General features: G+C 39.8%; 11 protein-coding genes and 1 pseudogene. 8 read left to right on the forward strand and 4 right to left on the reverse strand.

Annotated elements, in window-relative coordinates; all coding sequences use genetic code 11:
- Positions 1–49 precede the first annotated feature (49 nt).
- The 4 genes from EPX21_RS18150 to EPX21_RS18165 all read right to left on the reverse strand — a co-directional run bounded on the left by EPX21_RS18150 (position 50) and on the right by EPX21_RS18165 (position 2,643).
- Positions 50–709 carry a DedA family protein gene (locus tag EPX21_RS18150; RefSeq protein WP_134091099.1) on the reverse strand — a complete coding sequence of 220 codons (660 nt, stop codon included), beginning with the start codon at positions 707–709 and terminating at the stop codon, positions 50–52.
- A gap of 95 nt (positions 710–804) precedes the next feature.
- Positions 805–1,155, reverse strand: a complete 351-nt coding sequence (locus EPX21_RS18155; RefSeq protein WP_134091100.1) for a hypothetical protein — start codon at positions 1,153–1,155, stop codon at positions 805–807.
- A 198-nt stretch (positions 1,156–1,353) separates the two neighbouring features.
- A complete protein-coding gene (locus EPX21_RS18160) occupies positions 1,354–2,121 on the reverse strand; it encodes an NIPSNAP family protein (protein ID WP_134091101.1) in 768 nt (255 codons plus the stop codon).
- A 165-nt stretch (positions 2,122–2,286) separates the two neighbouring features.
- A complete protein-coding gene (locus EPX21_RS18165; protein WP_134091102.1) occupies positions 2,287–2,643 on the reverse strand; it encodes a helix-turn-helix domain-containing protein in 357 nt (118 codons plus the stop codon).
- A gap of 33 nt (positions 2,644–2,676) precedes the next feature.
- Here EPX21_RS18165 and EPX21_RS18170 point away from each other — a divergent pair, with 33 nt between their 5' ends.
- From EPX21_RS18170 to EPX21_RS18205, 8 genes and pseudogenes are all read left to right on the forward strand, one after another.
- Positions 2,677–3,789 carry an aldo/keto reductase gene (locus tag EPX21_RS18170; protein WP_370451013.1) on the forward strand — a complete coding sequence of 371 codons (1,113 nt, stop codon included), beginning with the start codon at positions 2,677–2,679 and terminating at the stop codon, positions 3,787–3,789.
- 282 nt (positions 3,790–4,071) lie between these two features.
- On the forward strand, positions 4,072–4,602 hold the full coding sequence (locus tag EPX21_RS18175) for an RNA polymerase sigma-70 factor (protein ID WP_134091103.1): 531 nt from the start codon (positions 4,072–4,074) through the stop codon (positions 4,600–4,602).
- A gap of 381 nt (positions 4,603–4,983) precedes the next feature.
- Positions 4,984–5,829 (forward strand): RteC domain-containing protein, encoded by an 846-nt coding sequence (locus EPX21_RS18180; RefSeq protein ID WP_134091104.1) that lies wholly within the window; start codon positions 4,984–4,986, stop codon positions 5,827–5,829.
- Between the two features lie 239 nt (positions 5,830–6,068).
- Complete coding sequence (locus tag EPX21_RS18185) at positions 6,069–6,422, forward strand: helix-turn-helix domain-containing protein (RefSeq protein ID WP_134091105.1); 354 nt, start codon at positions 6,069–6,071, stop codon at positions 6,420–6,422.
- A gap of 26 nt (positions 6,423–6,448) precedes the next feature.
- Positions 6,449–6,739: a helix-turn-helix domain-containing protein gene (locus tag EPX21_RS18190; protein WP_074745793.1), complete on the forward strand. Its 291-nt coding sequence runs from the start codon at positions 6,449–6,451 to the stop codon at positions 6,737–6,739.
- A gap of 99 nt (positions 6,740–6,838) precedes the next feature.
- On the forward strand, positions 6,839–8,302 hold the full coding sequence (locus tag EPX21_RS18195; RefSeq protein ID WP_134091106.1) for a DUF3945 domain-containing protein: 1,464 nt from the start codon (positions 6,839–6,841) through the stop codon (positions 8,300–8,302).
- 6 nt (positions 8,303–8,308) lie between these two features.
- Positions 8,309–10,393: a type IA DNA topoisomerase gene (locus EPX21_RS18200; protein ID WP_134091107.1), complete on the forward strand. Its 2,085-nt coding sequence runs from the start codon at positions 8,309–8,311 to the stop codon at positions 10,391–10,393.
- Positions 10,393–11,043 (forward strand): annotated as a pseudogene (locus EPX21_RS18205) (ORF6N domain-containing protein); the annotation flags it as partial. The gene EPX21_RS18200 and the pseudogene EPX21_RS18205, both read left to right, overlap by 1 nt.
- Positions 11,044–11,116 lie beyond the last annotated feature (73 nt).

Below are 11,116 nucleotides of genomic sequence, written 5' to 3' on the forward strand. Positions count from 1 at the left end.
CTGATTTTAATGGATGAGTTTGTGCGATATACTTGATGCATGGACGTCTTTATGATACATTATCATTTAGCCGCTTGCTTTTTATTCCTTTTAGCATCTTAATCAAGACAGGTGCCGTCGCGATAAGGACGATTAAGAAAATGATCTTCTCTAAATTGTTTTTGATCCATACATTTTCTCCGAGTAGATAACCGGCAGTTACCAGCACACCGACCCAAATAAAGCTTCCTATAATGTTGAAAACAGAAAATTTCCGTAGATCCATTTTTACAATACCGGCTACAATAGGGGCGAAGGTTCGTACGACAGGCATAAACCGTGCGAGGATAATGGCTCCTCCTCCTTTTTTCTCATAGAATTCCTGCGCTTGTATGATATACTTCTTTTTAAACAGCAGGCTGTCTTTTCGTTTAAGAAGCAGGCTTCCCGACCGTTTGCCCGTGAAATATCCAAGGAAGTTCCCTAAGATGCCCGCAATGGAAATCAATAAAATCCAGTACATAAGGCTCCAGAAAGAGTCGACGTCGGGTAAAGTGTTATTGGCTAAAATCATGCCCGTTATAAAAAGAAGCGGATCGCCGGGAAGAAAAAAACCGAGCAAAATTCCTGTTTCTGCAAATACGATAAATAGTAAAAGGTACAAACCTCCGTTCTCCATAATCCATTCGGGATTGGTGAGGTTCTGGAAAAAATCAAAAAATTCAGTCATGAATACTTCTTAGAAAAGGGTGTCAAATAAGCACTGTTGTTGTTGAGAAGACAGATGGGTACTTAGTTTTCTACACTAAGTGTAATTGCTAATGCTTAAAACAGTTTGTATCGAGCAAGAAAGCGGTAATAATAGGGTTTATACCACATCGACCGGTAAAAAACCGGAAGACCAAGTATAGAAGCGGTCAGAAATTCATTGAATGCACTCGAATTATTGAGTGCTGTTTTAGCATGTTCTTTGCGAACGTGTTTTTTTATCTGGCGGAAAGGAGAAACTACGTCATCGAGGGCATAGTCCTGCAAAAAGGAAGAAGTAAATTGATTGTTGTATTGAGTAGACGTTTTATCGTAAAAGAAGAAAGAACTTAACAAAAAACTTAATACGCAAACCAAGAATAAACAGCGTTCCTTTTCGTAAATTATTTTTTCGTTCTGAAGCAGCATTCCTTTCTATCGCAAATTTTCTACGTTGCGAATATAACAATACTTTATGAGATATATTTACACGTTTTAACAAATGGCTTGGCGTTTAGGACTGACGTTATATAAGCTTGGCAATTAACGAACACGTTCCTTTACTATAAACTGATTTTTTCGCTGTTTGGTTTAAGATCAGTTCTGTGTGAAATTATGTAAACCCGTTTAGAAGTCGGAATAGGCAGTAGGATATAAGAAAACGATATCGGCGTGTGATACGTTATTCTGATAAATTGGCATGGCGGATAATTTTTTCCAATAAGCGTCTTTACCGAAGGCGTCCCAGTGTTCATCCCTTGATTTTTTGTCTTCGAATGTTGTCAGGTACATCAAGTTCGGCATTTTAGATCCAGCTAGCACTTCACCATAAAAAACGGCGTTGAACCCTAAACGTTTGAACAAAGCTATTTCGTCTCCTTTATTGAACATGTCCACCTTGTTGCGATAGAGCTTTTCTGTTGGTCCTTCATAGCTTCTTAATTCATAAACGCGCTTTTCCCGCGGACCGGTTAATGATGGAATGCTAAATAAAGGATGCTCTTCAAATGCTTTTAGCAGAATAGACTCAATTCTGGTATAAGGCGGATTATCATGCGATGCCTCAAGATAATCCTTTCCCAGTTGTAAATAGCTTTGATCCTTTGCCAGCGCCGACTCTAACTGGAGGTACTCATTGATTGATTTGAACGGGATGAAAACATATATACGTTTTTCATCGGTTTCCAGGGGCTTAAAAACGCCAATGTGTGAAACGTTGAGTCGATGCAAAGCCGGTAAATAAGCTGTTTTTAAGTAATCATCTACACGGCGCTCTTGTTCTTCGTTCTCCAGATGATAGATTTTTATCACATAGAAGTCGCGCACTTCTGCAAGAATAGAGCTGACAGGTATTAGAAAAAACAATAAAGCGAATAAGAATTTTGTTGGTTTCATGTTTTTTTCAGCAAAGCTAATAACTGGCGCACTTAAGTAAAACACATTAATCGCGAATCACTACTCACAATTTACAAAGTGCTTGTAATTTAATTCGGCAAATTCGTTTTTTGTAAAACAAAAATAAGCGAATTAGGTAGCATAGTAAAATGCAAAAGACGAGGGCTATTCCGGGAAGTCTATTTCACGTTCGGCGAACTTGCACAGTTGATCGAGCATATCGCTTAATTTGGAGCCCGATTCGGTTAATGAATATTCGACTCGCTGCGGCACCTGATGTAAGCTATCATGGCGGCTTATCAGTTTGTAATGTTCTAAATGTTTTAATCGGTCTGCTAAAATGTTGTCACTGATATGCTTTAAGTCTTCTTTAATACTGGAGAACCGGGTGTTTCCTTCTTCAATGCTGAATAAAACATCGGTTAACCAACGCTTGCTTAATACATAGAGGAGTTCGTTTAACGTACATTTTTCTTCCAGATAGGCTTGATTGTAATAATTTGTTGAGCTTAATTTCCTCATAAAATTATTTTTTTTGCGACTAATATAGGGTTTTTGTTGAAAGTATCCATAGCGGCAGAGGAAGCTAGAACATCTGCTTTTGTGGTTTTGAAAGCCGCCTTGGTCATTGCGATCTTAAAAATAGAAAATGAACATTTAAATTATTTACAGATGAAATACAGAAAACTTGGAGAAACAGCGCTAGACCTTCCCGTAATAACCTTTGGTGCATGGGCTGCCGGAGGGTGGATGTGGGGAGGAAGTGAAAGAGCCGATGCTATAGAAGCAATTAAAGCTTCTTATGACTTAGGCGTAACCGCCATCGATACGGCGCCGATTTATGGGCAGGGAACGAGTGAGGAAATTGTAGGGGAGGCTATCAAAGAGCTACCACGGGACAAAGTGTTTATTCTTACCAAATTTGGCATGCGATGGGATCTGCCGAAAGGCGATTTCGCTTTTAAGAGTAAGGATAATAGTGGCAGAGATATCGATATCTATAAATATGCTGGAAAAGAGAGCATTTTGAAGGAATGTGAAGACAGCTTACGGAGATTGGGTACGGATTATATCGACCTTTATCAAATTCATTGGCCAGATACGACGACGCCTATTGAGGAGACGATGGAGGCTGTCGCGCAATTGATAAAGGAAGGAAAAATTAGGTATGCCGGCGTGTGTAACTACAATGTGTCGCAAATGGAAGAGGCTGAGCGCATTGTTAAGCTTGCTTCTAATCAGGTTCCATACAGCATGGTGAAACGGGATATCGAGCGGGAAGTTATCCCTTATTGCCAACAGCACAATAAATCGATAATCGCTTATAGCCCCCTGGAGCGCGGACTGCTGACTGGAAAAATGAAGCCTGGTCATGCTTTTAGTGAAGGCGATCACCGAGCAGGACTTCATTTTTTTCGGGATGAGAACCTGAGAAGAACGAATGCGTTTTTAGAGAGTATTAAACCGCTAGCAAACGATAAGCAAATTTCCTTGGGGCAACTCGTGCTTCTATGGACGCTTGAACAACCCGGTGTTACCATTACTTTGGTGGGAGCAAGAAATACGCAACAGGCTATACAAAACGCCAAGGCCGCTGACGCTTCTATCTCTACGGAAGAAGTGGCATTTATTACCGAAAAGCTAGACCAGCTACAATTGGTCGTTTAATCCATTAATAAAAAATGTTTAAGAGATTGTTTCCTGAGGTCATTTTCGCTGATTAAGGCTTGTGACATTCAGGTTACGATCTTTTAGCCTTCTACCTACTCCTCCCTTCCTGTCAACTACACACTATTGAACCTTCTAAGCGATTTATATTACCATAATTTTAAAAAAATATTAAGCTTGCTTTTTATAACGAATTGTTTTAAAATTGTAAAGACCTAAAAATCTTTATTAAACTGGCTGTTGGGTGTGAAAAAGACTTTAACACTTTTTATTTTCTGAAAAATGTCAGATTTGGTAAGCACTGAGCAAGTATTTAAAAGCCATTATAAAAAATTATGTCATTTCGCTTGGCAGCTATTAGATGATAAAGCTTTAGTGGAAGATATTGTACAAGACGCTTTTATCGCCTATTGGGATGATAAAAATCTGCTAATTGAAAATGAAATTGCTATAAAAAATTACCTTTATTCAACCGTACGGCATGCCTGTTATAATGTAGCTAGACGTAACAGAGTAATCGCACGATATTGGAAGGAAAGTGGCTTTGAAGACTGGGAGGAGGAGCAAGTGTTGGCCTGTATATTGCGCGCTGAAGTATTGGATGAAATACAAAAAGCCGTAGAAACTTTGCCGAAAGGTTGCCAGGAAATCTTCCGCTTAGGCTATCTGGATGGACTTAGTAATATGAAGATCGCGCAGCTTCTGGGAATCAGTATAAATACGGTAAAAACACAAAAGCAACGTGGATTAAAGGTTCTCAAAGGACGATTAAGGCCAGAGCTGCTCACTTTTGTTCTGTATTTTTGCCAATAATAGCTTGTCTGACTACTGTTTTAAAGCAAATATGCTTTTTTTAAAAAAAAAGATTAATATAGCCCAAAACGGCTAATAAAGAGTAGTTTACGAGAGTGAGAAACTCTATCGGTAACGATTTAGTAATGGTGCTTACTGCACTTGCTTTCACTTGATTACCTTGTAAATCATTACTGCAAATTTAATAAAAAAAGGGTAAAGTATATTAAGGCTTTACCCTTTTTTGTCTTTATCCTTTCAATTTAGGTACTCCTGTTAAAAAAATCTTTCCCAATATGGGGGAAACTGTGATATTGATTTCAACATAATTCTCAAATTTTGGCATATCAACAATAGATGCAACTCCGAAACAAATAGTGAGAACTTCTAAAAGATTATGCTATGGAAATCGTGTTGAATAAAATATTATCGCAAATTCATCATCAGGAAAATAGACTTTCTTCTCAAATGATGCGAACGGCGGATGAGGCATACCAAATGACTTTGTTCCTAAAAGAAATGTTGTGTACCATAAAAGATAAAGTATTGCAGGGCAGCTTTGCAGATGAGCAGCAGGAGATTGACTTTTTCAGGAATATTAAACCGCAAATTTTAGGAAAACTCATTTACTATAACAAAGTATTCCGCCTCGAAACTACTTGCCCCGTGAGCAATGGGAAACTACATCAAAGCTATTATGAGAACCAATTAAAAAACCTCAAATCAGAATATAAAGAAAGGATTTGCAATGAGGATTTTTACAGGTACTACCGTGCAGGCAGGACAGACCGTGACCATACTTACTTCAGGCTCGGGCAAATCAATTACCACGATGGATTAAAGAGTGGCGTGTTTGAAATTGACCTTAGTTTCTCAACCTATTATGATAACAAGATAGCCTACATTATAGCGAATGAATTACTTTATACTTATATGCTTACCAAAATCAACCCCGAAGACAATCCCGATACAATTTTACTAAATGGAGATGCAAACAAGGATATTTCGTGGACAAATTCTCAAAATGCACTTATCGAACTGATATACGCTCTATATGCTTCAAATTCCATTACATACGGAAAAATAGGCATCCGAAAATTAGCTTTGATTTTTCAGGTGCTATTCCGAACACCATTAAACGACATACATCACTCTTTCCACCGAATGAAAACAAGAGCAGGTTCCCGAACGGCATTTTTAGACCAACTCAAAATATCCCTCGAAGAATATATGGATAAAGACCTTTAGCTGTTTCAATACAGTAATTTCAAAGCAGTACACAGAATGTACTGCTTTTTTATTTGCCCATATTTGCCAATTGGCAAATCCTTATTACAAAATACCCACCCTCTCCTAAACCCTTATTAAACAAGGGTTTTTCTAATTGTAAAAATTTTCAAAAAACTGCCAAACCAATGGGTAAGGATTGGCAGACAAACACTGCCACCTTTAGGAGTTTTGCATAGTGAACATTTAAAAGCTGTGCAATGAAAATAATAACTATTGAGGAAGAAGCCTGGCAACAGCTAAACAGCCGTATCAACGCCATTGCCGAGTACCTGAAAAGACAGGAAGATAAAAGTTTTGATGACCTGTGGCTCAATAACCACGAGGTATGCCAATACCTGCACATCAGCGAAAAGACCTTATGGCGTATGCGAACCAAAGGCGAGATAGCTTATTCAAAAATCTACGGTCAGTATTTCTACACCATTGGAGCCATTAAGGATATGCTCAACGCTAACGCTATACAAAGCAGCGATGAATTTGTGCAGGAGCTTATGGCAAAAGGCAAAAGCTATATCGAAAAAGGTAGAAAGTTAAAGACAGATAAAAAATAGGTATGAACCCTTAAAAGTATATCCCTATGAATATTGATAGAATGGAATTTTTGGCGTGGATGGAACGCCTGATGGGTCGCCTTGATATGCTGGGCGATAATATAGATGAGTTGCAAAAGAAACGTAATAGCATAGATGGCGAGGAACTGCTCGACAATCAGGATTTACTACAAATGCTGAAAATCAGCAACCGTTCCCTGCAACGGTATCGCTCCATCGGCAAGTTGCCTTATTATACGATAAGCGGAAAACTATATTACAAACTGTCCGATGTGCATCAGTTCATCAGGGAGAGCTTTAATCCGCCCTCAAAATGAACGCCAATGAAAGACAAAGACTGCCTTTGAGTGCCACTTCGGGCAATACAGCCAACGCTTACTTTACATTCGGCGGTAAACTTTTAAAATTTTCAGACTATGAGTGAAGAAACAACAAATAAACAGGAAATGCCCGAACAGTTATCGGACATCTTATTGGTGCTGGATAAAGAAAAAATGAAAATCCAAGCCGTAAAAAGCATTGATGAAAACGGGAAAATGGAAACCGTTGAACCCACGAAGAAAAACCAAAACCAATTTATGCGTGTGGACAAAAGCGGCGATTTATTTTCCAACTTCTTCTCCAATTTTTTCAGCCAGCTAAAGAACCCTACCAATTTTTCATTCTTCAAAGTATCGGCTGATGAAGCCGTAGATAAAGCACAGGAAATGCAAAATCAGGTAGATAAGCCAACTCCTGACGGCGAAAAAGTGATGAAAGAACACGAAATAAAAGCCGAAGCAAAACAGGATAATAAACAAGAAAATCAAAAAGATATGGCTACAACACAAACAACGCCGGAAGCCAGCGAATACCGCTACAAGCCGGAGCAGATTGATTGGGACACAATGAACAATCTCGGATTAAGCAAGGAATACCTTGAAAAGAGGAACCTCCTTGAACCTTTATTGAAAGGTTATAAAACTAATGAACTCTTGCCGATTGGCGTTAATCTCGGTGGTACTATCCTCCGCACTGATGCTCGCCTGTCTTTACAGCAAGCCGAAGACGGAAAGGTAGTAGTGGGAATACACGGTATCAAGAAAGAGCCTAACCTGCACTTTGAGTTTTTCGGTCATAAGTTTACCGATGAGGATAAGAAAAACCTGCTCGAAACGGGTAATATGGGGCGTGTGGTTAATCTTGTAAATTCTAAAACAGGCGACCTTATGCCGTCCATTATCAGTATAGACAGGCTTACTAATGATGTAATTGCCTTGCGAACGGATTTCATAAAAATTCCCGATGAAATTAAGGGTGTGAAACTGAACGATGCCCAAAAGCAAACTTTAATGGGGGGTAAACCACTAAAATTAGAGGGTATGATTTCTACCAAAGGAACGGAGTTTTCAGCAACGGTACAGTTCAATGCTGACAAGCGTTATGTTGAGTTCTTGTTTGACCGCAATAATTCCAATAGGCAAACCCAAAGTAATGGACAAAGTAATCAGCAAAGCCAACCGCAGGAAATTCCAAGAACCTTTAGGGGTAAGGAATTAGACGATGAGCAATATAATAAGTTCAAAGCCGGGCAAACGGTTTATGTTGATGGACTGATTGATAAAAAGGGACAAAAGTACCAGGGCTATATCACGCTCAACAAAGAAACGGGAAAAACAGATTTCTCTTTTCAAAACCCCGATAAGCTCAAAGCACAGGCAAAACCGACCGAAGCCCACAAAACTCAAACTGCCGTCAATTCACAGGGCAAGACCAACGAAGCGACCAAAAAAATCAATGAGCCTTTAAAGTCGGGACAGCAAAGACCGAAAAACAAACAACAGCAGGAACAACAGGAAAAGCCACAAGCTCCTGCAAAATCCAAAGGCAGAAAAATGTAGTAAAATATGAAAACAATCATTGCAGAAAAACCAAGCGTAGCAAGGGAAATAGCCGGACTTGTGGGGGCTTCCGAGAAAAAGGACGGCTACCTTACAGGGAACGGCTATTTTGTTACGTGGGCATTCGGTCATTTAATAGGATTGGGAATGCCCGAAGATTACGGGATTACGGGATTTGACAAAGCATCATTGCCGATATTGCCCAACCCTTTTTTGCTGACCGTCCGGAAAGTCAAAAAAGACAAAGGCTATACAGCCGATACAGGTGCATTAAAGCAACTGAAAGTCATTGAACAGCTTTTTAGCCGTAGCAACAGCATTATTGTTGCTACCGATGCAGGACGTGAGGGCGAATTGATATTTCGTTATATTTACGAATACCTTAAATGCAACAAGCCCTTTGAACGCCTTTGGATAAGCTCGCTTACCGAAAAAGCCATTAAACAAGGCTTTGACAATTTAAAAGACGGGGCAGCATTTGACGGATTGCATCAGGCGGCACAAGGCAGAAGCCGTGCCGATTGGCTTGTGGGCATCAATGCTACACAGGCATTGAGCATTGCCGCAGGCAATGGCATCTATTCGCTCGGAAGAGTGCAGACACCCACACTGGCTTTGATATGCAAACGGTATCTGGAAAACAAGAATTTCTCAATAAAGAAATATTGGCAGATACAGTTATCTCACAATAAAGAACTGATAGATTTTAAAAGCATTTCCAAAACCAAATGGGAAGACCAAAAACTTGCTGATGACACGCTGAAAGCCATTCAGCGAAACGAAACGGCAACAGTTATATCGTTCGAAACCAAAAGCGTTACAGAGCAACCGCCTTTATTGTTCGACCTTACCGGATTGCAAAAGGAAGCCAATAAAAAACTGAACCTTTCTGCCGAAGAAACCCTCAACATTGCCCAAAGTTTGTACGAAAAGAAGTTTATCACTTACCCACGTACCGGAAGCAAATACATTCCAGAAGATATGTGGGCAGAAATTCCCAACCTCGTGAGGGCTTTGCAGGACAGGGAAACCTGCAAGCAAGCCGTATCAAAAATGAAATGGGGACGTTTCAATAAACGTATCGTGAACGATTTGCGTGTTACCGACCACCACGGACTATTGATTACAGACAAAATCCCGTCAGCACTAAACGCAAAGGAAAATGCCGTTTATGATATGATTGCCTTTCGGTTGCTCGAAGCCCTTTCACAAGCCTGTATCAAAGGGCTAACCGATGTTGCTTTGCAGGTGTTGCACTACGATTTTACCGCAAAAGGGTGTAAGGTTATAGAAGCTGGCTGGCGTTCCGTTAAGGGAAGTTTTACGGACGATGATACCGAACCTGTGCAGGATTTACCCGAACTGAAAAAAGGCGATGAACTCAAAATAAAAGAAGCCTCCGTTCTCGAAAAGAAAACCAAACCGCCTGTGCTTTATACCGAAGCAGGGCTTTTGTCGGCTATGGAAAGTGCCGGAAAGGAAATCGAAAATGAAGACGAACGGAAAGCCCTGCAAAATATCGGTATCGGTACTCCGGCTACAAGAGCCGCAATAATCGAAACCCTGTTTACTCGTAATTATATCCAACGTGAAAAGAAATCTTTAATCCCGACAGAAAAGGGATTGCAGGTATATGAATTGGTCAAAGACCGCAAAATTGCAGATGTGGCAATGACTGCCGAATGGGAACTCGCATTGCAGAAAATCGAAAACAACGAAACTGATGCCGGAGCATTTCAAAAGGAAATGGAGAAATACGCTTCATCTATTACTGATGAATTGCTACAAACTTCCATTGCCCAAAACAACCTGCCTAAATTGGCTTGCCCGAAATGTAAAAGCCAGCAACTCATTATCCGTGATAAGATTGTCAAATGTCCTGATGAAGTTTGTAATTGGGTACAGTTCCGCAATGTATGTGGTGTACAAATCGGTATAGCCGATATTGAAAGCCTTGTCAGTAAAGGCAAAACTTCACTCATTAAAGGAATGACAAGCAAAGCCGGAAAGAAATTCGATGCCTACATCGTGTTGAATGAGGATTACAAGACCTCTTTTGAATTTGCTAAAAATAAAAGCTACAAAAAGTAATGGAAAATAAGCCTACCATTAGCCCGATGGAAATCAAGAACCTGATTTATACAATACGTGGCAAGCAAGTGATGCTGGATAGCGACCTCGCTTCCTTATATCAGGTGGAAACAAAGAACCTCAACAAAGCCGTAAAAAGAAATATTGAAAGATTTCCCGTTTCTTTTTGCTTTCAACTGACCGAAGAGGAAGTTGAAAACTTGAGGTTCCAAATTGGAACCTCAAGTTTGAGCTACGGCGGAAGACGTTATTTGCCCTATGTTTTTACCGAACAAGGGGTCGCAATGGCTTCTGCTATACTCCGTTCAGATATAGCGGTTAAAGTCAGTGTTGAAATTATGGAAGCCTTTGTAGAAATGCGGCGAATGCTTATCAGCAATGCTTCTTTGTTTCATCGTTTAGATAACATTGAACTAAAACAATTAGAAGCAGACCAAAAATTTGAAGAGATTTTTAAGGCTATGGAAAGCGACAAGCTCCACAGCGAAAAAGGTATCTTTTACAATGGGCAGGTTTTTGATGCCTATGCCTTTGTTGCCGATATTATCCGAAGTGCCGAAAGTTCCATTATCCTGCTGGATAATTATGTAGATGACACGGTACTAACCTTATTGGGCAAACGCAATGATAATGTAACTGCCACTGTAATCTTCCCTTAAAACAGCTACGATTATTAATGTAGTTTTATAATTTAGGGGTAATGAAAAGAAGTAAGTTTAGCGA

The sequence above is a fragment of the Olivibacter sp. XZL3 genome (assembly GCF_004368405.1).
Taxonomy (GTDB): domain Bacteria; phylum Bacteroidota; class Bacteroidia; order Sphingobacteriales; family Sphingobacteriaceae; genus Olivibacter.